Here is a 23,861-nt window from a genome sequence, read left to right as displayed (position 1 = left end):
CCGGTGCAGCGCCTCGCTGACGGGTTGCTTCCGGTGCGTCTCCGCACACAAAAACAGGTCCAGCCGCCACGGACTGCAGCCGGATCCACTAATAGTTTACCGGCAGGTCAGCATTGTTGTCGAAACACGTCGTGCCGGGCTAGTGGTCCTGCTGGGGGCTAGTGGTCCTGCGGGGGCGAGTAGTCCTGCTGGGGCTAGCGCTTGGCCAGCAGTTCGTGTGCCTGGGCTACATCGAGGCACATCTGCTCCACCAGGGCCTCGGGCCCCCGATAGGCCACCATGCCGCGCAGGCGCTGGGTAAACTCGACCGCGACAGTCTGGCCGTAGAGGTCGAAGTCCTCCACGTTCTCCTCAGGACGGTCAATTACGTGGGCCTCCACCTGACGGCTGACACCATCAAAGGTGGGGTTGGAGCCGACGGAAATCGCAGCCGGCCATCGCGTTCCGGACTGGTCTACCAACCAGCCTGCGTAAATGCCATCCGCAGGAACGTAACCCGTGGAGTCGTGCGACAGGTTTGCCGTGGGGAATCCCAGGTCCCTGCCGCGGGCAGCCCCGTGGACCACTTCACCGCGCATACGGTGGGGGCGTCCGAGGACAGCGGCAGCAGTCACGACGTCGCCTTCCGACAAAGCTTCCCGCACCCAGGTTGAGGAGCAGCGGCGGTCGGTGTCGCCGTCGTCGTGGACCGGGAAGCCTCCTGCGCCAAACTCATTGACCACCTGGACGCCAAAGCCGAGCTGCTCGCCGAGCTCCTGCATGGTGACGACATCCCCCACGTTTCCAGCGCCGAAGCGGAGATCGTGGCCGACCACGACGTGCGCGGCGTGGAGGGACTCGAGGAGGACCTGCCGGACAAACTCGATGGGGGTCATGGACGCGAGATCCAGCGTGTACTTCATGACCAGGACAGCGTCCACCCCTGTTTCGCCCAGGGCGTCCAGTTTGTCCTGGAGGCCCATGATCAGCTCAGGGGCGGAGTCGGGGCGGTGGACCTGGGCGGGGTGGGGATCAAAGGTCACGGCCACTGACGGGATGTGGTGACGCCTGGCGGTGTTCGTCAGTTGTGCGAGAACATGCTGGTGGCCGCGATGGACGCCGTCAAAGTTCCCGATGGTAACGACTGTTGGTCCGAAGTCCTTGGGGACTTCGGTGGGATCGTTCCAGATGTGGACCATCAACCTCGCCTTTTACTGCAGATATTCGTTCCGCCCGGCAACCTCCCGGCGCCGGAACATTCTAAGGTTACCCGCTGTGGCTATTCGCTTTGGACGGCCGGCGCTTGTTCAGCCACAGGAGTCCGAGGACGGGTAGCACGAGCGGGACGAAACCATAACCACGTCCAAACAGCGACCACACAGTGTCATGCGGGAAGGCCACCGGATCGAACAGGCTTATGGCCCCAACCACCAGCACGCCGAGGAGTTCGACAAGTACCGCGGCCAACGACACCTTGAACCACGTGCGGCCCGGCTTTGCCAGTGAGATGGTCGCTACGACGTAGACCACGGCGGCGAACGCCGACAGGACATGCGCCAACGGAGCCTCAGCAAACTTGGTGGCAATCTGGTAACCCGCGCGGGCGGTCGCCGAGAGCGCGAAGACGGCATAGACAGCGATCAGCAAACGCCCCGGGCCGGTGTTGCGGGTGTCCTTTTGCGGGGCCCGGCTGGCGTTGGCTTCAGTCTCGGTTCCACTCATGTTTCGTTTTTCCTTCACGGTCAGTACCAGATTTGGTTCATGCGGGCGGCCATGACGAGCGCGGTCACACCCACCGCTGCGAGGACGAAGTTGCTCCAGCGGGTCCGTTCCAGGATGGCCCAGTACACCGCTCCCAACGGAATCATCAGCGCCGTGACCAGATACCCCCAGAACTCCCAGGCTTCACCGGCCATCTGTTCGCCCAGGGCCACGCGAACAATCGAACCCACCAGGTAGACCAGCAGCGCCAGCTCCACAGCCAGCACGGAGAAGATAGTGACGTCGTTCGGGGCCTTCTTCATCAAACCTGCCACGACACACATGATCGTGGAGACCAGGCCAACAATGAGGATGGAGTAGAAATAGCCGTCCATGCCTACTTTTCCCCGCCGACTGTCCCGGTTCCGGTGCCGGGGGCAAAAACCAACACAGGCTTTGCGAAGCTCCCGGTATCGGCGAGCAGGGCCACCAGCTCTCCCGACGGCGCGAACGCTGCGGCAGGATTCTCTGCCGTGGCGGCAGCCGGCGTTCCGGCGCCAGGCCCCGCGGCGATGCGTCGGCCAAATGAGATCTCGGTGGTTTCCTCGCTGCTCAACTCCCTGTTGGGCATGAGGGAACGCGCAGCCAGGGACATGTCCAGGACTTCGAGTTCTTCAGCAAGTTGTTCCAAAGTCCGCGCTTGGTCGATCGTGTACGGACCCACCTGGGTTCGCCGTAATGCGGTGAGATGGCCGCCGACGCCCAAGGCGATACCGAGGTCGCGGGCCAGGGCCCGGATGTACGTACCGGAGGAACATTCCACTGTGACATCGACGTCGACCACCCTTCCGCCGTCGATCCTGTTGATGGCGTGGATGTCGAAACGGTGGATCGTGACGGGCCGTGCTGCCAGCTTGACCTCTTCGCCGGAGCGGACACGGGCATAGGAGCGTTCACCGTTAACCTTGATGGCGCTGACGCTGCTCGGCACCTGCTGGATGGGACCGGTGAGGGCAGCGACGCCGGTTGCAATGGCGTCATCGCCGACCTCCGCAGCGCTCCGCGCCTGGGTGACTTCGCCCTCGGCGTCGTCAGTGATGGTGGTTTCGCCGAGCCTGATGGTAGCCGTATACGTCTTGGACGTTCCGACAATGTAGGTCAGCAGCCGTGTGGCCTTGTTGATACCAAGAACCAGGACGCCGGTAGCCATGGGATCGAGCGTGCCCGCGTGCCCCACTTTCCGGGTGCCTGCCAGCCGCCGCATCCGGCCAACCACATCATGGCTGGTCCATCCCTGCGGTTTGTCAACGATTACCAGTCCAGAAAGCACGCTTACCAGTATATGGGTGGCTAGGATGGCTCCCATGCCTGAGCTTGCCGCGCACGTCCGCGACGTCCCCGTAAACCAGATCCGTGAAATTACCGAGGCCGCCTGGGCCACCCCTGAAGCGATTGTGCTGAGCATCGGCGAGCCGGGCTTTGCCCTGCCACGGCACGTCCTCGACGCCGGAATAGCGTGCCTTGAGCGGGACGAAACCAACTACACACCAAACGCAGGCATCCCCGCGCTCCGCGAGGCCTTCGCCGAAAGGTTCCGTGACTATCATCACGTGGAAATAGGTGCCGAACGGGTCTACGTGGTGGACGGAGCGCAGCAGGGCCTGCACTTCGCCATGAGCCTGCTCCTCTCCCCCGGCGACGAAATACTGATCCCGAACCCCGGCTATCCCACGTTCGCAATGACCAGTCGGCTCCTCCACGCAGTGCCCGTTCGGTATCCCCTGTACCCACATAACGACTTCCAGCCGGACATTGCGGACATTGAAGCCCTCATCACGCCGCAGACCCGGGTTCTCGTGTTGAACTCGCCCTCCAACCCCCTGGGTGCCGTCATCAGCGAGGACGCCACCCGCCAACTTGTGGAACTCGCCGTCCGGCACGATCTCTGGATCCTCTCGGACGAGTGCTATGAAGCCTTCACCTTTGACGTCCCCCACGTCAGCCCGGCCCGGTTCGACAGCAACGTCCCCGGTGAGGCGCGCGTCTTCACTTCGCTGACGCTGTCAAAGACCTACGGGCTCACGGGCCTCCGGATCGGCGCCTTGATCTGCCCACCCGGTTTGGAAAAGAAGATGAACAACGTCATGGAAGCGATTGTTTCCTGCGTTGCCTCGCCCTCGCAGTATGCGGCGTTGGCGGCCTTGACCGGCCCCCAGGAGTACGTGACGGACGCGCGCAACCACTACAGGACCAACCGTGATGCCGCCTCCGCTGTTCTGCAGGGCAAGGGAATCCCCTTCCTGGGCGCCCAGGGAGCCTTCTACCTGTGGGCTGACGTGTCCCATGTGAGCGGCGGCGACGTCCGCGCATGGGTCCACGCTTTCCTGGCGGATTCCGGTGTCGCCTTCGCGCCCGGCACCGCTTTTGGGTCGATCGGCGAAGGCTGGATCCGGATTGCGCTGTGCGGCGATCAACAGGACCTGCTCGACGGCGTGCAGCGGCTTCCTGCCCGGGCGCACGTACTGTCGCCGGAGCTCGCGCAGCGATAGCTGGCGTCAGTAGTCGGTGCGTTCGGCATAGTTGCGCCATGCCTCGAAAGGCGTCTCGGAAGCAGCGACCGGCGCGTGTTCTACGGGAAGCAGCTCCGGCCGAGTGCCGGCGAAGTACTCGTAGAACACCGCATCATCGAAGCCGGCCCTGGCGGCTCCGTGCCTGTCAGCGGCGAAGTACACCCGGCCGATCCTGGCCCAGAGCGTGGCCGAGAGGCACAAGGGACATGGCTCGCAGCTGGCATAGAGCACTGAACCGCTGAGATCGAAATTGCCGATGTCGGCTGCGGCGCGGCGAATGGCAACCACTTCCGCATGCGCGGTGGGATCGTTGTCCCGTGTTACCCGGTTGACACCCTCATGGATGCGTCCATCCGGGGTGACGACAACAGCGCCAAACGGCCCACCACCGTCGGAGACGTTCTGCACGGCGAGCCGAATCGCATGGTTCAGGAATTCATCACGCTGCTGAGCACTGTGCGCCGACATGCTCCGATCTTAGCGAGCATGGACGGCAGAAAGGCCGGTTCCCCATGAGGAACCGGCCTTTCCGGCAAGAAAAACTTCTAGCGGTTGGCGTCTTCGTCGAGTTCGTCATCGTCCGCGAGGTCGATGTCTTCTTCGTCGAAGTCGTCTTCGTCGATTTCTTCGGATGGCTCGCCCTTGTAAGGGTCAGCCTCGCCTGCGTGCTTGGCGCCGGCAGCCAAAGCGGCTACCTCGGCGTCCCGACGCTTTGCCTCACGAAGCAGTTCCTCAAGGTTTGATGCGTTGACAGGGATCTGGTCCGCAACGAACTCGAGGGTCGGAGTGAGCCGGACGGTGATGTTGCGGCCAACTTCCTGTCGCAGCACACCCTTGGCCTTCTCCAATGCCCTCGCGGCATCAGCGTGGGCCACCTCGTCACCGAAGACGGTGTAGTAGATGGTGGCGTGCTGAAGGTCGTTGGTGACGCGGGCGTCGGTGATCGTAATGGACTCGACGCGCGGGTCCTTGACCCTGCGGCCGAGGGCCTCGGCAACGACGACCTTTATCCGCTGCGCCAACTTGGCAGCGCGTGCCGGATCGGCCATGACTTCCTCCTGGAAAGTAGAAACGGGTACGGAACGGGTCCGCCGGGGCTACCCGACGGACCCGCTCCAAGCGGAACCTAGACGCGCGGCTTTTCGCGCATCTCGAAGGTTTCGATGATGTCGCCTTCGGAGATGTCGTTGAACGAGCCAAGACCGATACCACACTCGAAGTCAGTACGGACTTCGGTTGCGTCATCCTTGAAGCGCTTGAGCGTCTCAACGGTGAGGTTGTCACCGATGACCTTGCCATCGCGGCTAACGCGTGCCTTGGTGTTACGACGGATGATGCCCGTGCGGACGATCGAACCGGCGATGTTTCCGAACTTGGAGGAACGGAAGACTTCGCGGACCTCGGCAGTACCGAGCTGGACCTCTTCGTACTCCGGCTTGAGCATGCCCTTGAGGGCCATCTCGATGTCATCGATTGCTGCGTAGATGACGGAGTAGAAGCGCATGTCCACGCCTTCGCGGTCAGCCAGTTCAGCGACGCGCTCAGCCGGCTTGACGTTGAAGCCGATGATGATGGCGTTGTCCACCGTTGCCAGGTTGACGTCGTTCTGCGTGATGGCACCCACACCGCGGTGGATGACACGGAGCTGAACGTCGTCGTCTCCGACATCGATCTTGAGGAGGGCGTCCTCAAGGGCTTCCACGGCACCGGAGACGTCACCCTTGAGGATGAGGTTGAGGGTGTCGATCTTGCCTTCGGCAACGGCCTGGTCAAAGTCTTCCAGGCTGATGCGCTTGCGACGCTTGGCCAGTGCGGCGTTGCGGTCGGCAGCTTCACGCTTCTCGGCGATCTGGCGGGCCGTACGCTCGTCCGGCGTCACCAGGAAGGTGTCACCAGCACGCGGCACGTTGGACAGGCCGAGGACCTGAACCGGGCGGGACGGCAGAGCGACATCCAGTGCCTCGCCGTTCTCGTCGAACATGGCGCGGACGCGGCCGTGAGCCGTACCGGCCACGATCGTGTCACCCACGGCCAGGGTACCGGACTGCACCAGGACGGTAGCCACGGAACCGCGGCCCTTGTCCAGGTTCGCTTCGATGGCAATGCCTCGAGCGTCCTTGTCCGGGTTGGCGCGCAGATCCAGTGCGGCATCGGCCGTCAGCAGGACGGCGTCGATCAGTTCATCGATGTTGAGGTTCTGGCGTGCGGAAACCTCAACGAACATGGTGTCGCCACCGTATTCTTCGGGAACCAGGCCGTACTCGGTGAGCTGACCCTTGACCTTGTCAGGGTTGGCGCCTTCCTTGTCGATCTTGTTCACTGCGACGACGATCGGCACGTTGGCTGCCTGGGCGTGGTTGAGTGCCTCCACCGTCTGCGGCATAACGCCGTCGTCGGCAGCAACAACCAGGATCGCGATGTCGGTGACCTTGGCACCACGTGCACGCATGGCCGTGAAGGCCTCGTGACCGGGGGTGTCAATGAAGGTGATGTCGCGGGCCTTGCCCTCGTGGATGTGGCTGATCTGGTAAGCACCGATGTGCTGGGTGATTCCACCGTGCTCGCCGGCCACAACGTTGGAGTTGCGGATGGCGTCAAGCAGGCGGGTCTTACCGTGGTCAACGTGACCCATGACCGTGACAACCGGCGGGCGTGCCTCGAGGACATCGTCACCCTCGGCGTCGAGCTCGTCCTGGATGTTGATGTCGAACTGGTCCAGCAGCTCGCGCTCTTCGTCTTCCGGCGAAACAACCTGGAGCTTGTAGCCAAGTTCGGCGCCAAGCAGGCCAAAGGTGTCTTCGTCGAGGGACTGCGTAGCCGTTGCCATCTCACCCAGGTGGAACAGAACGGTCACGAGCGACGCGGGGTTCGCATCGATCTTCTCGGCAAAGTCCGTGATGGATGAACCACGGCGCAGACGGATGATGGTCTCGCCATCGCCGCGGGGTACTGATACGCCGCCCAGCGACGGAGCACTCATCTGCTCCAGTTCCTGGCGCTTTGCACGCTTCGACTTGCGCTGCTTGCCACGACCGGCGCCGCCCTTGCCGAAGGCACCCTGGGTACCACCGCGACCGCGGCCACCCTTGCCGAAGCCACCGCCGGCGGGGGCGCCGCCACCGGTACCTGCACCTGGTGCGCCACCGGGACGACCCGGTCCGCCACCCGGACGGCCTGCGCCACCGGGACGGCCAGCGCCACCGGGAGCCGGACGCTCAGTGCGGTTGGGCATCATGCCCGGAGTAGGACGGTTCCCACCGGGGCCACCAGCGGGACGCGGGGCACCACCGGGACGGGGTGCACCGGGACGCGGAGCGCCCGGACGGGGACCACCGCTGCCTGCTGCGGGACGGGGACCACCGGCACCTGCTGCGGGACGGGGACCACCGGGGCGTTCGCCATCGTTGCGGCCACCTGCACGGGGCATGCCCTGTGAGGTTGCAAAGGGGTTGTTACCCGGACGCGGCGGACGTTCGCCGTCGCCACCACGGCCGCGGGGCATGCCCTGGGACGTGGCGAAGGGGTTGTTACCCGGACGGGGACCACCAGGACGCGGAGCCTGGCCGCCCTGGCGGGACGCAGCCGGAGTCTCTGCCTTGGGAGCAGGACGGGCACCTGGCTTTGCCGAAAACGGCGTGGACGCAGCGGGAGCCGCGGGCGCTGCCGGGGCAGGCGCCGCAGGAGCAGGTGCAGCGGGGGCAGGTGCCGCCGCTGCGGGCGCTGCCGGAGCAGGAGCCTTGGGTGCTGCCGGGCCCGGCGCCGGAGCGGCCGGACGGGATGTTGCGGGAGCAGCCGGAGCCTTGGGGGCGGCTGCAGGTGCGGGGGCAGCTGACTTTGCAGCGCCTGCACCCGGGTAGGCGTCGCGAAGCTTCTTCACGACGGGGGCCTCAATGGTGGAAGAGGCGGAGCGAACGAATTCGCCCAATTCCTGCAGTTTTGTTACTGCATCTTTGGAAGTAATACCGAGCTCTTTGGCGAGCTCATGTACGCGGACCTTGGCCACATTTCTCCTGTCTCGGTCCGCACCGAGCCAGGCACGAACCGTCTACTTCTTACTGCGGGCCCCTGCCGCTAGCGCGACTGAAAGGCCCATTGCAGAGCGCAACAAAGTTGTCATCGTTACGCACTCATCGCTGGGAACTCATCGGGTTTCCATCAGTTTTCTGACCCGCTTTCAGGTTTGGACGGTTTTCCTGTGGCAGCCGGGGCCTCCACAAGTGACGCGCCTGACATGAGGTAGCTTTCGACGGCGCTCGTTTCGGTAGCGCCCGCAAGGGCCCTTCCGAAAGCACGCCGCTTGATCGCCAACGCCAAGCACTTTTCGCTGGGGTGAAGCCACGCACCCCTGCCGGCCATCCGGCGTCGAACATCGACGAGGACAGTGGATGAACCACGGCCTTGGGCGACCAGCCGGACAAGCTCGGACCGGGAGCCTTGCTTCCGGCATCCGATGCACGTACGAACGGGACCATGGCCGCGTTCAAGCAGTTCAGCCACGATGTGTCCTTACCTGCCTCTGCAAACTTGCGCTGACGACCGGCCCTGCACACGCAAGTACGGCACGTCAAAGCGCGCGGATACCGGACGTAAGCCCGGTTCCATCTATTCTAGCCCCCCGGCCCCGGACAGCCGAAACCGGCCGCACAGCCAGCGCGGCGCGGAGCCCGGCGGCCAGGCCACCGGGATGGTCGCTACTCGGCCTTTGCCGGGGCGGCGTCTGACACGATATCGATCCGCCATCCGGTCAGCTTGGCAGCAAGGCGTGCGTTCTGGCCTTCCTTGCCAATCGCCAAGGAGAGCTGGTAGTCCGGAACCACTACCCGGGCCGAGCGCGTTGACTCGTCCGTGATGGTGACGGAATTCACTCGGGACGGCGACAAGGAGTTGGCGATGAAGGTCGCCGGGTCCTCGCTAAAGTCCACGATGTCGATCTTTTCGTCGTTGAGCTCAGTCATGACCGCACGGACGCGGGAACCCATTTCGCCGATGCAGGCGCCCTTGGCGTTCACGCCCGGGGTGTTCGCCTTGACGGCAATTTTGGTGCGGTGACCGGCTTCCCGGGCAAGTGCCACGATCTCCACGGAACGGTCCGCAATTTCCGGAACTTCCATTTCGAACAACTTACGGACCAAGCCCGGGTGCGAACGCGACAACGTAATGGACGGACCCTTGGCCCCACGGTGTACATCCACCACGAAAGCACGCAGCCGGCTGCCGTGGATGTACTTCTCGCCAGGAACCTGCTCGGGTGGCGGCAACAGCGCCTCCACGGATCCGAGGTTGACCTGGATCATGTGCGGGTTGTTGCCCTGCTGGATCATGCCAGCGACGAGTTCGCCTTCACGGCCCTTGAACTCACCCAACACGTTATCGTCCTCAACGTCGCGAAGACGCTGCAGGATGATCTGGCGTGCCGTGCTCGCGGCGATCCGGCCGAAACCGGCGGGGGTGTCCTCGAACTCCCCAATAGCCTCGCCCTCGTCGTCGATTTCCGTTGCCCAGATGGTCACGTGGCCGCTCTTGCGGTCCAGCTCAGCACGGGCCTTCTCGAAGGCACCGGGCGTCTTGTGATAGGCCACCAGGAGCGCTTGCTCGATGGTGGGAATCAGGAGGTCCAGCGGGATTTCACGCTCACGCTCCAGGAGTCTCAGTGCGCTCATGTCAATATCCATTAGGCCTCCTCGGAAGGTCCATTGTGTTCGTCTGCCAGCCCGGCCTCGTGGAGGTGGCTGAATTCAATCTCGACTTTTCCGTGGCGGATCCTGTCGAAAGGAATAGTGATGGGCTCGCCCTGCTTGGGCTTCATGCCCTTCTTGACCTCGTGCTCCGGAATGAGCGTCACACCAGTGTCATCGACTGACGCGATCCGGCCCAGGACGTTCTCACCTTGGATGACGTTGACCCGGACCATGCGGCCCCGGGCCCGGTGCCAGTGGCGCGGTTCCGTCAGCGGACGGCCTACGCCTGGCGAAGAAACCTCGAGGTCGTAGGGACGGCCGTCGTCGTGGGGATCGTTGTCCAGAATATCGGACAAGCCACGCGAGACGTCGGCGATGGCGTCAAGGCTGACACCTCCGGTCTCCTCCTGCGGAAGATCCACGACGACGTGGACCGTCCGGTGTGAACCGGCGACGTGGATGGAAACATCCTCGAGGTAGAGCCTGTTGGCAAGGACTGCCGGTTCGAGCAGCGCCTTTAGCCTGCGCTCTTCCGGGTTGTGGATGGTGGCCGTTGAATTCGACTCAGTACGGTCTGTTGAAGTCGTGGCTTCCGAGTCACTCACGTTGCCCGCCGCCTCCCGATAGATGTTGTTGTGACTACTAGCCTAACGATTTTCGGCAGCACATGGTGCATGGAGTTTCCCGCCCACATGACACCATGGTGTGTTGTGGACGAGCAGACAAGTGAAAAACGACGATCACCAGCGTGGGGCCGGCTCCTTCTCATTTCGGTGGTGGCACTGCTCGTTGCAGGCACTGGAATCGTGCTTCTTCCGCGGGATTCCGGGACTCCCCCGGAGCTTTCGTTTTCCGAGTCCGCCCTCGCCGACGCTTTCACCGATACCCAGAGACTGCGGGAATCGGCCGCAGGATTGTCGGCAGCCACAGGATCCGGTTCAAAAACAGCAGCCCTGGACAACGCTGTGACATTGCTGACAACGCAGTCGAGGGCCCTTCTTACGCCATCTGCCGCTACCAGCGGCCTGCCCAATACCACCGGTGGTGCTGCCTCCGCGGCAACGGGCCAAGATGACACGGCCCCGGAGGCGACCCCGGTGGTCATCGTGGCTGGATTGACCGCCAGCGGCCGGCAACGACTGGACGACGCCCGCGAGGCCGACGGCGGGACCGCAAGGCTGCTCGCCGCCGTCGGATCCGCCCAACTGCTGCAGGGCGAAAAACTGGCTGCGGCGTGGCAGCTGACGGTACCGTCGCCGACGTCGGCCGGCACCCCGCCTGCCTCAACGCCGGCTGCGCACCAATGCCCCTCCGTGAGCCCCACTCCGGATGCAACGGCTGCCACGACCGATGCTGCTTTGGCCGCCACTGTCCGCTCGGAGCAGGAAGCCGTGTACATCTACCAGGTGGCGCTGAAGCGACTGGACGCCGGGGCAACTGTCCAGGCCGCGAAGGACCTGGCGATGCACGAACGCCTCCTGCTGCAGGCGGAAGCCCTGACCCGCCTCAACTGTGGCGACGTGCCCACCCGAGAGCCCGGATACCGGCTACCTGCGCAGTTCGCTGAAAACCCGGGCGCCGGTTTAGGGACTTTGGAATGGGACTCTTTGCGGGGATTTGGCGACCTTATTGCGCTTTCCACTGGAGAGACCCGGGACTGGGCCGTCAGCAACCTGCTCGCCGCAGTGCGGAGGAGCATTGACTGGGGTGCCACTCTGGCCGCCTTGCCGGGCCTGGAGTTCGACGCCGATGACTTTCCTCCCCTGCCGACGCCCACACCCAGTCCAACCCGGGCTGAGTCCCAACCGGGCTGAGCCCAAACACCCGGGACGGGATAGGCGAGCCTAGCCATGCTGGCCAAGGCGGCCCGCTGGTGCTTGGCTTGAACCATGGCTTCCGCAGAAACTGCCACTACGCACGAGAATGAACCGCATCGTGATGATCTTGCCCACAGGTTGAACTGGCTGCGCGCCGGAGTTTTGGGCGCCAACGACGGCATCGTCTCCGTCGCCGCGATCGTGGTCGGCATGGCCGGTGCCACGACCAATACCGGCAGCATCCTGGCTGCCGGCACGGCGGGTCTGGTGGGCGGTGCCATTTCCATGGCATTGGGCGAATACGTATCCGTCAGCAGCCAGAGCGACACCCAAAAGTCGCTCATCGAGAAGGAACGCCGGGAGCTCGCAGAACAACCGGAAGAAGAACTCGAAGAGCTCGCCGCGATCTACGAGGCGAAGGGACTCACCACGCGCACCGCCCGAACAGTCGCCGAAGAATTGACGAAGCACGATGCCCTTGCGGCCCACTTGTCCGCCGAGCTCAATATTCACGAGGACGACATCGTCAGTCCGTGGAACGCCGCCTTTGCATCGGCAGCGGCATTTACCCTGGGTGCAGTGCTTCCCATGCTGGCCATCCTGCTCCCTCCTCCGGCAATGCGTGTCCCGCTGACGTTCGTTGCCGTCCTGTTGGCGCTCGCGATTACGGGAGCCGTGGGGGCATGGATTGGTGGGGCACCGAGGATCCGGGCAGCAGCCCGTGTGGTGTTGGGCGGAGCGCTGGCTCTTGCAGCCACGTTCTCGATCGGAAGCCTGTTGGGCGCCAGCGGCGTTTTCTGAGGGTACTACCGCCCGGCAGAGCTAGGCTGATCGCGTGACCCTTCACGCCATGATTCCGATTCCGGGCGACCTGCACGCCCGTTACAACCGCGACTCCGCGGGGCGGGACTGGCTGGCGAGCCTTCCGGGGCTCATCAGCGAGTCCCTGGACCGCTGGCAGTTGTCCGTGGACCTCGCACCCGGCGAGGAGCCGTGGAACGGGCATGGAGCCTTGGTTGTACCCGTTCTCCAGTCCGGCAGGCAGGCTGCCCTGAAGATCGCCTATCCACATGAGGAAGCACTCCTGGAGCGCCACGCTCTGGCCCTGTGGGGTGGCCACGGAGCTGTCCGCCTCCTGGCAGCGGACGCCGCGAGCTGCTCCATGCTGCTGGAACGCCTGGACGCATCGCGTTGGCTGCAGGACGCCCCCATGGATGAAGCTACGGAGGCCTGGGGTGAGATCATGCGCGAACTTTCCATTGCCCCGGATGATCGTCCCGAATGGCGGGGATTCGATCACATCGCTGCAACGGCTGAGCGCTGGAGCGACGAACTGCCTGCGGAGTGGGAACGGCAGGACCACCCCTTCCCGCGATGGTTATTGGAGGCTGCGCTGGAAGTGTGCCAGACCCGGGGCGCCGTTGGCCGCCGATCCGGCAAGGACGTCCTGGTGCACACTGATCTCCACTTCATGAACATCCTCGCCGCATTGGGCGCGGACACCGCCAACTACCGGGCCATCGATCCCCAACCGCAGATCGGTGAGGCAGAATTTGCGGTGGCACCTGTTCTGTGGAACCGGATCAAGGATCTGCCGGGAAGCGATCCTGGCGCTGCCCTACGGGAGCGGTGCCGGGACTTCAGCCTCGCCGCCGGCCTTGATCCGGAGGTCGCACGACAGTGGAGTATTGCCCGCGAAGTGACCAATGCCCTGTGGTCCGCGGGAAAACCAGGGCACGAAGGCGACCTGGCCCGTTCCCTATGGGTGGCCAGCACATTGGCGGGCAGGACACTCGAAGGACTTCCAGCAGCACACGATCTACCAGAGCCCGGGGACGCCGTCAGCTGACGTTATCGTTCCATACGTCCATGCCGAGCTTGATGATCAGTGCCGCGACGACGATCAGGAACACAATCCGCACAAAGCCGCTCCCCCTGGCCACAGCTGTACGGGCACCAAGGTATCCGCCCGCCATGTTCGCCAGCCCGAGCACCAGGCCGACTCCCCACAACAAGGAACCGTGGGGAAGGAAGAAAATCAGGGCACCGGCATTGGTGGCCATGTTGACGATCTTGGCCTTTGCACTGGCTTCAAGGAACGCGTAGCCCATGGCCGAGACCAAGGCGATCACCAGGAAGGATCCCGTACCGGGCCCGATGAGGCCGTCGTAAAACCCGATCACAGCACCGATCAGGCAGGCCACGACGTAGTGCTTGTGTCCATCGTGCCGCAGCGCCGTCAGCTCACCGGCGCTGGGGCGGAGGGCCGTGAAAATCGCGACGGCGACCAGCGCCACGACGATGATCGGCTTGAAGACGCTGGCCGGCAGCGACGCAGCGAGGATGGCCCCGCCAAAGCTGCCCGCCAGGGCAATGACTGCCATGGGAATTGCTGTCTTGAGGTCCGGCCCCACCCGGCGGTAATAGGTGGTGGCACTGGTGGTGGTGCCGAAGATGGAACCCATTTTGTTCGTGGCCAGGGCCTGGACCGGGGTGATGCCAGGAACCAGCAGCAGAGCGGGGAGCTGGATCAGCCCCCCGCCTCCTACTACCGCGTCAACCCACCCTGCTGCGAATCCAGCAACCACAATCAGGATGACCGTGGTGAGCTGGATAGTCTCGAAGCCGGAAATCACCGGTTACGGACAGCGTTGACCACGTAATCCACGGCCTTATCCACCGAGATGTTCTCGGCTTCACCGCTGCGGCGGTCCTTGATCTCCACTACGCCGTCCACGAGTCCACGGCCGACCGCCAGGATCGTGGGCACACCGACGAGCTCGGCATCGCCAAACTTTACGCCGGGAGAAACCTTGGGCCGGTCATCGAAGATGACGTCGAGGCCGGCAGCCTCCAGTTCAGCGGACAGCTTCTCTGCAGCTTCGAAAATTTCGTCGCCGCGGCCCACAGCCACAATGTGAACATCGGCCGGGGCTACCGTGCGTGGCCACACGAGGCCGCGGTCATCGTGATTGGCTTCGGCGAGGGCTGCGACAGCACGGGTTACACCAACGCCGTAGGAGCCCATGGTGACCACAACCTGTTTGCCGTTCTGGTCCAACACCTTCAGGTCCAGTGCCTCGGCGTACTTGCGTCCGAGCTGGAAGATGTGGCCCATTTCGATGCCACGTGCAGTTTCAAGTGGTCCCGAGCCGTCAGGCGCAGGGTCCCCTGCCCGGACGTCGGTGCATTCGATGACGCCGTCCCACGTGAAGTCGCGGCCCGCCACGAGTCCGAAGACGTGCTTGCCGTCAACATTTGCGCCAGTCACCCAGGTTGTGCCGGAGACAACGCGGGGATCCACGAGGAAGAGCAGCTTGGAAGATCCTTCCAGGCCCAGCACCGCTTCATCCAGGGACAAACCAGGGCCGATGTAGCCCTTGACCAGCCACGGCAGCTTCTTGAGATCTTCATCGTTGGCAGCTTCGAGGCCGATCTCGCCCGCGATGGGAAGGAACGCACCAATGTTGGCTTCCACCCGCTTAAGATCCACGGCGCGGTCACCAGGAACGCCGAGGACGACGATCTGGCGTTCACCGGTGGGGAGCGTCACGGCGAGCACGACGTTCTTCAGCGTGTCAGCGGCAGTCCAGGCGCCGCCGTCGGCCTCGCTGCGGGGTGCCAGCTGGTTGGCTGCGTCAACCAGGGTTTCGATGGTGGGGGTGTTCGGGGTGTCCAAAACCTGGGCAGCCGGTGCGTCCGTGAAATCAATATCCTCAGGGACAACCGTGGTGACGGCCTCGACGTTGGCGTAGTAGCCCCCGGCCGAGCGCACAAAGGTATCCTCGCCGATCTCCGTGGGGAAGAGGAATTCCTCGCTCTTGGAGCCGCCCATGGCGCCTGCGGTGGCCGCAACCGGGATGACTTCCAGGCCCAGGCGTTCAAAGATCTTCAGGTAGGCAGCGCGGTGGGCGGCGTAACTTGCGTCCAGGCCGGCGTCGTCAACGTCGAACGAGTATGAGTCCTTCATGATGAATTCCCGGCCACGGAGGAGGCCTGCCCGGGGTCGCGCTTCATCGCGGTACTTGTTCTGGATCTGGTACAGGCTCAACGGCAGGTCCTTGTACGAGGAGTACAGGTCCTTGACCAGGAGGGTGAACATTTCCTCGTGCGTCGGGGCCAGGAGGTAGTCGGCGCCCTTGCGGTCCTGAAGCCTGAAGAGGCCCTCTCCATACTCGGTCCAGCGGTTGGTGGCCTCGTAGGGTTCGCGCGGCAGCAATGCCGGGAAGTGGACTTCCTGTGCGCCAATGGCGGACATTTCCTGCCGGATGATTTCCTCCACCTTGCGCAGGACACTGAGTCCCAGCGGCAGCCACGTGTAAATGCCCGGCGCGGCACGGCGGATGTAACCGGCCCGGACCAGGAGCTTGTGGCTGGCGACCTCGGCGTCGACGGGATCTTCACGCAGGGTGCGCAGGAACAACTGGGAAAGGCGAAGGACCACGGGTACGTATCCGTTTCTATGGCAGATGTGGCAAAAACAACTGTCTACTAATCTACCGGCTGGTGGCGGGCGGCTCCGCACAGAGAAGAGCCACGCCGTCGAGTCTGGAAGCCCCTGGCCAATATCGGCTGGTCATCCTTCGATGGCGTGGCTCTGCGGCCGGCCGGCCGCAGACTCTGTCCGGGGACTAGTCCCCCGTTCCCTCCAGCGGAACGGGATCGCCTGCGACTGGGAAGCATTGGTGACTGCCGAGCTCACGGATGGTGCGGCTGCCAAAGGCAACCTTGAAGGTCTTTGCCATGAATTCCCCTGTAACCACCCGTGCCCCATCGACACGGCTTGGGAAAAACTTATGTGATAGCGGACACGTTTTCAAGGATTTCGCTGGCAAATCACCCTTGACCGCGCGGTTGGGCAGATTTAGCGTTAATTCATCACTTGGTGAATTACCTGATGGTGCCGGAGGCCGCCATGTCACTCGCAGCAATAGAAGCCACGGGCCTGCAGATCACGCGAGGCCGAACAAGAATCCTGCGGGGCCTGGACTTCGCGGTGGGCAGCGGTCGCATCACAGGACTGCTCGGCCCCTCAGGAAGCGGCAAGACAACACTCATGCGCGGCATTGTGGGGGTACAACGGATCACGGGTGGATCCATCAGCGTTCTCGGCCGCCCAGCAGGCAGCGCGCCACTAAGGCACGACGTCGGTTACGTCACCCAAGGTGCCAGCGTCTATGCAGACCTCAGCGTTGAAGCCAACGTCAAGTACTTCGGCGCCATGCACAAGGCGACGGCGGCGGACGTTGCGGAGTCGATTGCCGCCGTCGGGCTCGAATCATTTGCAAAGCAGAAGGCGGGAGACCTGTCGGGCGGGGAATTCAGCCGCGTATCACTGGCGTGTGCGCTGGTGGCGCACCCCAAATTGTTGGTCCTTGACGAACCGACAGTGGGCCTGGACCCAGTGCTGCGGGCAGAGTTATGGGAGAGGTTCGCTGCCATGGCCGCCAGCGGAACAACGCTCTTGGTCTCCAGTCACGTCATGGAAGAAGCGTCGCATTGTTCCTCGTTGCTGCTTCTGCGGGACGGCCTGCTGCTTGCCCAACTAACCCCGGCCGAACTCGCCACGCGCGGACGCAGCAGTGACCTTGAACGGGCGTTCCTGAACATGATCAAGGACGCCCAACAGGGCCCCGATAGCGGTCAACCAGCAAAAGAAAGCCAGGTGGCATCATGAATCTCCGAATGACCTTGGCAACCACAGCCCGCGTCCTGGGCCAACTGCGGCACGATCACCGCAGCGTGGCACTCATTCTGGTGGTCCCGGCGCTGTTGCTCGCCGCCGTCTATTTCCTTTTCGAAAACGAAACACTTCCGCCGGGCTTTCCGCGCACGTTCGACCGCGTCGGCCTGATGATGCTGGCGATCTTCCCGTTCGTGGTCATGTTCCTGGTCACGTCCATCACCATGCTGCGCGAACGAACATCCGGGACCCTGGAGCGGCTCCTCACCACACCCATCCATAAGGCAGACCTTTTGTTCGGCTATGCTCTTGCCTTCTCCATCATGGCCGCGCTGCAATCGCTGGTGGCCACGGCGGTTGCGTACTGGATTTTCGATCTCGACATCAAGGGCACTCCCTGGTTCGTCGTAATGATCGCGGTCATCAACGCTGTCCTTGGGGTGGCCTTGGGGCTGCTGTGTTCCGCCTTTGCGCGCACTGAGTTCCAAGCCGTCCAGTTCATGCCCGTAGTGGTGGTGCCGCAGATCCTGCTCTGCGGCCTTTTCGTCGCCCGTGAGCAGATGAACGAGGTCCTCGAGGCAATCTCCGGCGTCCTTCCCCTGACGTTTTCTGTTGATGCCCTTCAGGAGATCGCCGGGAACGCCGATGCCACGGCCACCCTGTGGCAAGACACGATGGTGATGGGCGGAATAGTGGTGGGGGTCCTCATCCTCGCCTCACTGACACTGCGGCGGCAGACTTCATGAGCCTCCAGCCCCTGCGCCGCGGCCGGCGAAGCGGTAACGATCACTCGCGCGAAGCCATTCTGCTGGCTGCACGGAAGCTGTTCGCCGAGCAAGGGTTCGATGGCACCAGTCTTCGGCAAGTCGCGCGGGAAGCTTCCGTGGATCCGGCCATGGTGCACCACTTCTTCAAAGGCAAGGACGAACTGTTCGCATCCAGCGTGGAGTTGCCTGCGGACCCTGAAGACGTCTTGGCGGGCGTTGAAACGCTGGATCCGGGGGCGAGGGCAGAAGCACTGATCCGCGCGGTAGTTCGGTTGTGGGAGGGCCCGGCGCAGCCCGGTCTGGTGGCATTCGTTCGGGGAACCATTGGGTCCAAAGCCAAAACGGCGTTGCTGCGGGAGACTGTGAGCCGGACCATCCTCTCCAGGGTCATGGTGGGCGTGCAAGGTCCTGCCGAGGAAGTACGACTGCGTGGCAACCTGGTGGCGACACAAGTGGTGGGACTGATGCTGCTCCGCTATGTGATCCGGCTCGAGCCCCTGGCCAGTGCTGATCAGGCGGAAGTGGTGAGGATAGTGGCGCCGACCATCCAGCGGTATCTCACCGGGGACCTGGATACCCCCAATCCGGACTAGCCAAGAACTGCTAGAACAAGACCGTTGCGAACGTACCGACTTGCTCGAAGCCCACCCTTTCGTAGGTAGCGCGCGCTTTGGCGTTGTAGTCGTTGACGTACAGGCTCGTCACGGGCGCGAACGTACGTGAGAGATTTACGACGGCGGCCATGTAACCAGCGCTCTGGTGGTGTCCACGCATCTCAGGATTCATCCATACGCCTTGGACCTGTGTGACGTCCGGAGTGACCGCGCCCAACTCTGCCTTGAAAACCACAGTTCCCGTGGCGTCGATGTGGACCAGGGAGTGCCCTTGACGAATAAGCCCCGCAACCCGCCTGCTATAGAAGTCCTGGCCTCCCAGGAAGGGCGAGTAGCCAACTTCTTCTTCGAACATGGCGGCGCAGGCAGGCAGGATGCGTTCAAAGTCCGCCATGCTGCCGAAGGTCAGCAAAGGATTGGCTTCGATGGCCGGGCCACCGGAAATGGTCAAAAGGGGCTGTCTGGAGCGGACTTCGTGCGCGAAGTGGCCCAACTGCTCAAAGCGTGAGTAGAGCGCCAGCACTGTTTCCGCAGGCCCAAAGATGGAGGCATACCGCCTGCCGGATTGGTGTGCTGCCGTAGCCACGTATCCCGTAAGATCCGGATCGAGTTGCACGGGGACCAGATTTGCCCCGGCCCAGCAGGCTCCCAGAAGGGTGTCATCGTCGAACACGCCAAAAACGCTCGCGCCCCCACTGGTGGGGGCTGCCGTTCCTACGCTGTCCAGATGCGCCAGGATAAAGACGTTGGCAACGGGATCCTCACTCGCAAGCGCGCGAAGGGCCAGGGTGTCGGCACTGCCGAGCACCCTGACCCCCAGGCCTGTCTCGTTACGAGACGCTAACCACGGGGCTACCCTTGACAGCATCTTCGCCATCGGCCTCCCCCATCTCTTCAGCGATACGCATGGCCTCTTCGATCAGTGTCTCAACAATTTCGCTTTCAGGCACTGTCTTGATGACTTCGCCCTTCACGAAAATCTGGCCCTTGCCGTTTCCGGAGGCCACACCGAGGTCTGCTTCGCGGGCTTCGCCGGGGCCGTTGACGACACACCCCATCACTGCGACACGGAGGGGAATTTCCATCCCCTCAAGGCCAGCAGTTACCTGCTCAGCCAACGTGTACACGTCCACTTGGGCGCGGCCACACGAGGGGCAGGACACAATCTCAAGCTTGCGCGGACGCAGGTTCAATGACTGCAGGATCTGGTTGCCAACCTTGATTTCCTCCACGGGCGGTGCCGAGAGGGACACACGGATGGTGTCACCGATACCGCGGGACAGCAGTGCCCCGAAAGCAGTCGCGGACTTGATGGTTCCTTGGAAGGCCGGACCAGCTTCGGTCACGCCAAGGTGCAGGGGCCAGTCGCCCTTTTCCGCGAGCATCTCGTAGGCCGCGACCATGATCACGGGGTCGTTGTGCTTGACGGAGATCTTGAAGTCGTGGAAACCGTGCTCTTCGAAGAGCGAGGCTTCCCAGACGGCGGACTCCACCAGGGCTTCGGGGGTTGCCTTGCCGTACTTCTTCATGATGCCCGGCTCCAGGGAACCAGCGTTGACGCCAATGCGGATGGACGTCCCATGGTCCTTTGCGGCTGCGGCGATTTCCTTGACCTGGTCATCGAACTTCCGGATATTACCGGGGTTCACACGGACCGCAGCGCATCCTGCTTCAATGGCTGCGAAAACGTACTTCGGCTGGAAGTGGATATCGGCGATCACGGGAATCTGCGATTTCCGGGCAATGATCGGCAATGCCTCGGCATCATCGGCTGAGGGGCATGCAACGCGGACGATGTCGCAGCCGGAGGCCGTCAGTTCGGCGATCTGCTGAAGCGTGGCGTTGATATCCGTGGTGGGCGTTGTGGTCATGGACTGCACGCTGATGGGTGAATCAGAGCCAACGCCAACGGACCCAACCTTGATCTGACGCGTCTTACGGCGAGGGGCAAGGACGGGGGGTGGGGCTGCTGGCATTCCCAGGCTGACCGAGGTCACGTGGACTCCTTGGGTTTGGGGTGGATCGTTGTGGTGGAGGACGCCGGAGCTAGGACGCGTGGGCAGCCAGGACACCGATGATGGGATCCCATTCGGTGGTGCGGATGCCGGCAATGACTCCGGCTTCAGCGAACGGATCCTGCTTCAGGAGGTCGTTGAGTTCGGCTTCATTTGCCGCCTTGAAAATGAGCAGTGCGCCGGCACCGTCACCATAGGGGCCGCTCGCAAGCAGCGTGCCGTCCTCTGCGAGGTCGCCCAGCCAGGCACGGTGCGCGGGGCGGGCTTCGTCGCGGAGGGAGCCGGATTCGGCGACGTATACATACTCAACAGCGAAAACAGTCATGAAGCTAGCCTATCCCGCCGCGTCGCATGATCCGCCATCGATTCCGCCCTCGGAGGGCCCTGCCGTCCAGCGCATGGAGACATCAGCCAAAGATATTCACTGGCTTGACGATGTCTGCGTAGATCAGCAGCGCACCCATGGCCATCAGCAGCGCTGCCACCACATACGTGGCGGGAAGAAGCTTCGCGATATCAAAAGCACCGGGATCCGGCTTTCCCCTTAGCCTGGCCACTTGGCGCCGCGCACCCTCATACAGCGCACCCGCCACATGACCACCGTCGAGGGGCAGCAAGGGCACGAGGTTAAAGACGGCCAGCGCGAAGTTGAGCCCTGCAAGCAGCCCTACCAAGGTTCCAATACGTGATTGGAGGGGTACTTCTTCCATGGCGGCCACTTCGCCAGCCACCCGACCGACGCCAACCACACTGATGGGGCCGTTCGGATCACGGGGTTCCTCGCTGAAAGCGGCCTTCGCCACACCAACCACTCGGGCCGGCAGGTTAAGGATCACTCCGGAAATCTGCTTGATGTTCTCTCCCGCCATGGGAAGAACCGAGGACGCCGGCTGGGGAACCAACGCGCTTTGTGCGCCGATTCCCAGGAAGCCCACCTCCTGGTACTTCAGTACGCCGTTGGCGTCCTGCTCCTGCCGGCCATCGGCGCCCACAACCGGACGTGAAGACAAGACGGGGGTAACGGTCGTGGAAACTTCCGAGCCGTTGCGCTCTACGGTGATGGGCACCTCCCTGCCAGCGGAGGCCCGGATCCAGCTGGTGAGTTCATCCCAGCTGGTGACGGTTTTGCCGTCGAAAGTCTTCACGGTGTCGTTCGGCTGCAGGCCGGCAGCTGCCGCAGGTGTTGGCTTGCAGTCCGCCGAATCCGGGTCCACCGTTTTCCCCGCAGCAACCTGGCACTTTGAAACATCCGCGATGGTGGTGGTGGCGGTCGCGACGCCAAATCCCATGAGAAGGACGGCCAGGAGGACCAAACCGATCAACATGTTCATGGCCGGTCCACCGAGCATGATGATGATCTTCTTCCAGACCGGCAGCTTGTAAAAGACCCTGTGTTCGTCCCCGGGGCCCACTTCTTCATGTGCGACCGAGCGGGCTTCGCTGGCAAGAGTCTGGAACATGCCCGTGCTGGATGGACGTACACCGCCATCTTGTTTGTTGGGCGGGTACATGCCAATCATGGCCACGTAGCCGCCTAACGGAAGAGCTTTGAAGCCGTATTCCGTTTCGCCCTTCTTCTTGGACCACAGGGTAGGCCCGAAGCCGATCATGTACTTGGTCACGCGCACTTTGAAGAGCTTCGCGGGGACCAGGTGGCCAACCTCGTGCAAAGCAATGGACACTGCGACGCCAAGGGCGACGAAGACGACTCCGAGGATGAAGAGAAGGACGGGACTCATGCCGATGGGACTGCTTCCATAGGGGTTTCTGTGCTAATACGCGTTTCGCTGTTACACGGCGCTGTTGGCTAAACGATCATGCGTGCGGGTGCGTGCCCACTTCTCAGCATCCAGCACGGACTCCACCGTAAGCTCCGAGGAACCTGAATGTTCGCTGAGGACGGACTCCACCGTGTCCACGATGTCCGTGAAGCGGATACGACCGGCGTGGAAGGCCTCCACGGCTTCCTCATTGGCCGCGTTGAAGACGGCAGGGTAGGTGCTGCCCTGCTTCGCGGCCTCCTTGGCGAGCTCCACCGCTGGAAACGCAACCGAGTCCAATGGTTCGAACGTCCAACTTGTGGCCTGCGTCCAGTCACATGCCTGGGCGGCACGCGGAACCCGTCCGGGCCAACCCAGCCCCAGCGCTATGGGAAGCCGCATGTCAGGCGGCGACGCCTGGGCGATGATGGACCCATCCACAAACTGGACCATGGAATGGACTACCGACTGCGGATGGACCACGACGTCGATCCTGTCCAGGGGCACATCGAACAGCAGATGTGCCTCGATCACTTCAAGGCCCTTATTGACCAGGCTCGCGGAGTTGGTGGTGACCATGAGGCCCATGTCCCACGTTGGGTGCGCCAAAGCCTCAGCGGGTGTGACGTTGTGAAGCTGCTCGCGGGTTCGGCCTCGGAAAGGACCGCCGGAGGCGGTGAGAATCAACTTCTCCACTTCCTGTTCGGTGCCGGAACGCAGGCATTGGGCGATGGCTGAATGTTCGGAGTCAACAGGCACAATCTGGCCAGGGCTGGCAGCTGCTTTCACCAAGGCACCACCGACGATCAGCGACTCCTTGTTGGCGAGCGCCAGGGTGGCACCTGATGCGAGCGCGGCCAGGGTTGGCGCCAGGCCGATGGAGCCAGTGATGCCGTTGAGAACCACGTCACCGTCCACTTCCGCGATGCGTGTGGACGCGTCCGGCCCAACGAAAATTTCAGGGGCAAAGCTGCCCAATCCGCTCCGCGCGGCCGCGGCGTCAATCAGATCTTGAAGTGTTGCCGGATCGCCTTGGGCAATGCCTACCGCCTTCGCGCGCGTGTGGACAACCTGATGGGCAAGCAGTTCCAGGTTCCCGCCGCCAGCGCTCAGGGCCACCACTTCGAAAAGGTGCGGGGCGCCGTCGACGACGTCAATCGCCTGTGTGCCGATGGAACCGGTGGACCCGAGGATGACGATCTTGCGCGGCTGCATTGTTTAAGTATCCCAGCAGCTGCAGAAGGCTGCGAACGCAGCATGCGGCTAAGTGGAAAACC

General features: G+C 63.2%; 24 protein-coding genes. 7 read left to right on the top strand and 17 right to left on the bottom strand.

Features of this window, described 5'->3' with window-relative positions:
• Positions 1-194: 194 nt before the first annotated feature.
• The 4 genes from ACZ5G6_RS08135 to truB all read right to left on the bottom strand — a co-directional run bounded on the left by ACZ5G6_RS08135 (position 195) and on the right by truB (position 3,010).
• Complete coding sequence (locus ACZ5G6_RS08135) at positions 195-1,178, bottom strand: bifunctional riboflavin kinase/FAD synthetase (protein WP_498690666.1); 984 nt, start codon at positions 1,176-1,178, stop codon at positions 195-197.
• 67 nt (positions 1,179-1,245) lie between these two features.
• Positions 1,246-1,701 carry a hypothetical protein gene (locus ACZ5G6_RS08130; protein ID WP_223936552.1) on the bottom strand — a complete coding sequence of 152 codons (456 nt, stop codon included), beginning with the start codon at positions 1,699-1,701 and terminating at the stop codon, positions 1,246-1,248.
• 20 nt (positions 1,702-1,721) lie between these two features.
• Positions 1,722-2,075 carry a hypothetical protein gene (locus ACZ5G6_RS08125; RefSeq protein ID WP_223936551.1) on the bottom strand — a complete coding sequence of 118 codons (354 nt, stop codon included), beginning with the start codon at positions 2,073-2,075 and terminating at the stop codon, positions 1,722-1,724.
• Between the two features lie 2 nt (positions 2,076-2,077).
• Positions 2,078-3,010, bottom strand: coding sequence for a tRNA pseudouridine(55) synthase TruB (truB, locus tag ACZ5G6_RS08120; RefSeq protein WP_498690664.1), 933 nt, complete (start codon positions 3,008-3,010; stop codon positions 2,078-2,080).
• A gap of 34 nt (positions 3,011-3,044) precedes the next feature.
• Here truB and ACZ5G6_RS08115 point away from each other — a divergent pair, with 34 nt between their 5' ends.
• Complete coding sequence (locus ACZ5G6_RS08115; RefSeq protein WP_498690662.1) at positions 3,045-4,229, top strand: pyridoxal phosphate-dependent aminotransferase; 1,185 nt, start codon at positions 3,045-3,047, stop codon at positions 4,227-4,229.
• Between the two features lie 6 nt (positions 4,230-4,235).
• On the opposite strand, the gene ACZ5G6_RS08110 is transcribed toward ACZ5G6_RS08115, so the two are convergent.
• The 6 genes from ACZ5G6_RS08110 to rimP all read right to left on the bottom strand — a co-directional run bounded on the left by ACZ5G6_RS08110 (position 4,236) and on the right by rimP (position 10,533).
• On the bottom strand, positions 4,236-4,718 hold the full coding sequence (locus ACZ5G6_RS08110; protein WP_498690659.1) for a nucleoside deaminase: 483 nt from the start codon (positions 4,716-4,718) through the stop codon (positions 4,236-4,238).
• 77 nt (positions 4,719-4,795) lie between these two features.
• The gene (rbfA, locus tag ACZ5G6_RS08105) at positions 4,796-5,299 is read right to left on the bottom strand and encodes a 30S ribosome-binding factor RbfA (RefSeq protein WP_498690656.1); all 504 of its coding nucleotides are present in this window, start codon (positions 5,297-5,299) and stop codon (positions 4,796-4,798) included.
• 77 nt (positions 5,300-5,376) lie between these two features.
• Entirely contained in the window at positions 5,377-8,253 is a 2,877-nt protein-coding gene (gene infB, locus ACZ5G6_RS08100; protein WP_498690654.1) for a translation initiation factor IF-2, read from the bottom strand.
• Positions 8,254-8,405: 152 nt separating this feature from the next.
• On the bottom strand, positions 8,406-8,747 hold the full coding sequence (locus tag ACZ5G6_RS08095) for a YlxR family protein (protein WP_498690652.1): 342 nt from the start codon (positions 8,745-8,747) through the stop codon (positions 8,406-8,408).
• A 194-nt stretch (positions 8,748-8,941) separates the two neighbouring features.
• Positions 8,942-9,922: a transcription termination factor NusA gene (gene nusA, locus ACZ5G6_RS08090; RefSeq protein WP_223936545.1), complete on the bottom strand. Its 981-nt coding sequence runs from the start codon at positions 9,920-9,922 to the stop codon at positions 8,942-8,944.
• Positions 9,922-10,533, bottom strand: a complete 612-nt coding sequence (rimP, locus tag ACZ5G6_RS08085) for a ribosome maturation factor RimP (RefSeq protein WP_223936544.1) — start codon at positions 10,531-10,533, stop codon at positions 9,922-9,924. Before rimP ends, nusA begins: the two co-directional genes overlap by 1 nt.
• A 30-nt stretch (positions 10,534-10,563) precedes the next feature.
• Here rimP and ACZ5G6_RS08080 point away from each other — a divergent pair, with 30 nt between their 5' ends.
• From ACZ5G6_RS08080 to ACZ5G6_RS08070, 3 genes are all read left to right on the top strand, one after another.
• Entirely contained in the window at positions 10,564-11,742 is a 1,179-nt protein-coding gene (locus ACZ5G6_RS08080) for a DUF4439 domain-containing protein (RefSeq protein ID WP_498690649.1), read from the top strand.
• Positions 11,743-11,817: 75 nt separating this feature from the next.
• Positions 11,818-12,546 (top strand): VIT1/CCC1 transporter family protein, encoded by a 729-nt coding sequence (locus tag ACZ5G6_RS08075; RefSeq protein ID WP_498690647.1) that lies wholly within the window; start codon positions 11,818-11,820, stop codon positions 12,544-12,546.
• Between the two features lie 49 nt (positions 12,547-12,595).
• Entirely contained in the window at positions 12,596-13,594 is a 999-nt protein-coding gene (locus tag ACZ5G6_RS08070) for an aminoglycoside phosphotransferase family protein (protein WP_498691810.1), read from the top strand.
• On the opposite strand, the gene ACZ5G6_RS08065 is transcribed toward ACZ5G6_RS08070, so the two are convergent.
• Positions 13,587-14,381: a sulfite exporter TauE/SafE family protein gene (locus ACZ5G6_RS08065; protein WP_498690645.1), complete on the bottom strand. Its 795-nt coding sequence runs from the start codon at positions 14,379-14,381 to the stop codon at positions 13,587-13,589. The genes ACZ5G6_RS08070 and ACZ5G6_RS08065 overlap by 8 nt on opposite strands.
• Positions 14,378-16,189, bottom strand: coding sequence for a proline--tRNA ligase (locus tag ACZ5G6_RS08060; protein WP_223936539.1), 1,812 nt, complete (start codon positions 16,187-16,189; stop codon positions 14,378-14,380). Before ACZ5G6_RS08060 ends, ACZ5G6_RS08065 begins: the two co-directional genes overlap by 4 nt.
• A 471-nt stretch (positions 16,190-16,660) precedes the next feature.
• Between ACZ5G6_RS08060 and ACZ5G6_RS08055 the strand changes: the two genes are divergently transcribed.
• Genes ACZ5G6_RS08055 through ACZ5G6_RS08045 form a run of 3 tightly spaced genes read left to right on the top strand, consistent with a single transcriptional unit; the run spans position 16,661 to position 18,788 of the window.
• The gene (locus tag ACZ5G6_RS08055; RefSeq protein WP_223936538.1) at positions 16,661-17,422 is read left to right on the top strand and encodes an ABC transporter ATP-binding protein; all 762 of its coding nucleotides are present in this window, start codon (positions 16,661-16,663) and stop codon (positions 17,420-17,422) included.
• Positions 17,423-17,430: 8 nt separating this feature from the next.
• Complete coding sequence (locus ACZ5G6_RS08050; protein WP_223936537.1) at positions 17,431-18,174, top strand: ABC transporter permease; 744 nt, start codon at positions 17,431-17,433, stop codon at positions 18,172-18,174.
• Positions 18,171-18,788 (top strand): TetR/AcrR family transcriptional regulator, encoded by a 618-nt coding sequence (locus ACZ5G6_RS08045; RefSeq protein ID WP_498690642.1) that lies wholly within the window; start codon positions 18,171-18,173, stop codon positions 18,786-18,788. Before ACZ5G6_RS08050 ends, ACZ5G6_RS08045 begins: the two co-directional genes overlap by 4 nt.
• A 10-nt stretch (positions 18,789-18,798) precedes the next feature.
• On the opposite strand, the gene ACZ5G6_RS08040 is transcribed toward ACZ5G6_RS08045, so the two are convergent.
• The 5 genes from ACZ5G6_RS08040 to dxr all read right to left on the bottom strand — a co-directional run bounded on the left by ACZ5G6_RS08040 (position 18,799) and on the right by dxr (position 23,799).
• Positions 18,799-19,677 (bottom strand): GNAT family N-acetyltransferase, encoded by an 879-nt coding sequence (locus ACZ5G6_RS08040; RefSeq protein ID WP_498691808.1) that lies wholly within the window; start codon positions 19,675-19,677, stop codon positions 18,799-18,801.
• Positions 19,640-20,806: a flavodoxin-dependent (E)-4-hydroxy-3-methylbut-2-enyl-diphosphate synthase gene (ispG, locus tag ACZ5G6_RS08035; RefSeq protein WP_216925300.1), complete on the bottom strand. Its 1,167-nt coding sequence runs from the start codon at positions 20,804-20,806 to the stop codon at positions 19,640-19,642. Before ispG ends, ACZ5G6_RS08040 begins: the two co-directional genes overlap by 38 nt.
• Positions 20,807-20,855: 49 nt before the next feature.
• Positions 20,856-21,149: a YciI family protein gene (locus tag ACZ5G6_RS08030; RefSeq protein WP_498690640.1), complete on the bottom strand. Its 294-nt coding sequence runs from the start codon at positions 21,147-21,149 to the stop codon at positions 20,856-20,858.
• Between the two features lie 82 nt (positions 21,150-21,231).
• Positions 21,232-22,563, bottom strand: coding sequence for a M50 family metallopeptidase (locus ACZ5G6_RS08025; protein ID WP_223936534.1), 1,332 nt, complete (start codon positions 22,561-22,563; stop codon positions 21,232-21,234).
• A gap of 51 nt (positions 22,564-22,614) precedes the next feature.
• Positions 22,615-23,799 (bottom strand): 1-deoxy-D-xylulose-5-phosphate reductoisomerase, encoded by a 1,185-nt coding sequence (gene dxr / locus ACZ5G6_RS08020; protein WP_498690638.1) that lies wholly within the window; start codon positions 23,797-23,799, stop codon positions 22,615-22,617.
• Positions 23,800-23,861: the final 62 nt, after the last annotated feature.

The organism is Arthrobacter sp. TmtSoilC51 (genome assembly GCF_055388015.1).
The sequence above is the reverse complement of the archived record's forward strand: the minus strand, read 5'-3'. Positions and strand labels throughout refer to the sequence as shown.

Excerpts from the sequence above, each read along its gene's own strand:
- ACZ5G6_RS08135 (WP_498690666.1), bottom strand. The coding sequence starts at position 1,178 with ATGGTCCACATCTGGAACGATCCCACCGAAGTCCCCAAGGACTTCGGA.
- ACZ5G6_RS08130 (WP_223936552.1), bottom strand. The coding sequence starts at position 1,701 with ATGAGTGGAACCGAGACTGAAGCCAACGCCAGCCGGGCCCCGCAAAAG.
- ACZ5G6_RS08125 (WP_223936551.1), bottom strand. The coding sequence starts at position 2,075 with ATGGACGGCTATTTCTACTCCATCCTCATTGTTGGCCTGGTCTCCACG.
- ACZ5G6_RS08115 (WP_498690662.1), top strand. The coding sequence starts at position 3,045 with ATGCCTGAGCTTGCCGCGCACGTCCGCGACGTCCCCGTAAACCAGATC.
- ACZ5G6_RS08110 (WP_498690659.1), bottom strand. The coding sequence starts at position 4,718 with ATGTCGGCGCACAGTGCTCAGCAGCGTGATGAATTCCTGAACCATGCG.
- rbfA (WP_498690656.1), bottom strand. The coding sequence starts at position 5,299 with ATGGCCGATCCGGCACGCGCTGCCAAGTTGGCGCAGCGGATAAAGGTC.
- nusA (WP_223936545.1), bottom strand. The coding sequence starts at position 9,922 with ATGGATATTGACATGAGCGCACTGAGACTCCTGGAGCGTGAGCGTGAA.
- ACZ5G6_RS08075 (WP_498690647.1), top strand. The coding sequence starts at position 11,818 with ATGGCTTCCGCAGAAACTGCCACTACGCACGAGAATGAACCGCATCGT.
- ACZ5G6_RS08070 (WP_498691810.1), top strand. The coding sequence starts at position 12,596 with ATGATTCCGATTCCGGGCGACCTGCACGCCCGTTACAACCGCGACTCC.
- ACZ5G6_RS08055 (WP_223936538.1), top strand. The coding sequence starts at position 16,661 with ATGTCACTCGCAGCAATAGAAGCCACGGGCCTGCAGATCACGCGAGGC.
- ACZ5G6_RS08050 (WP_223936537.1), top strand. The coding sequence starts at position 17,431 with ATGACCTTGGCAACCACAGCCCGCGTCCTGGGCCAACTGCGGCACGAT.
- ACZ5G6_RS08045 (WP_498690642.1), top strand. The coding sequence starts at position 18,171 with ATGAGCCTCCAGCCCCTGCGCCGCGGCCGGCGAAGCGGTAACGATCAC.
- ACZ5G6_RS08040 (WP_498691808.1), bottom strand. The coding sequence starts at position 19,677 with ATGCTGTCAAGGGTAGCCCCGTGGTTAGCGTCTCGTAACGAGACAGGC.
- ACZ5G6_RS08030 (WP_498690640.1), bottom strand. The coding sequence starts at position 21,149 with ATGACTGTTTTCGCTGTTGAGTATGTATACGTCGCCGAATCCGGCTCC.
- ACZ5G6_RS08025 (WP_223936534.1), bottom strand. The coding sequence starts at position 22,563 with ATGAGTCCCGTCCTTCTCTTCATCCTCGGAGTCGTCTTCGTCGCCCTT.
- dxr (WP_498690638.1), bottom strand. The coding sequence starts at position 23,799 with ATGCAGCCGCGCAAGATCGTCATCCTCGGGTCCACCGGTTCCATCGGC.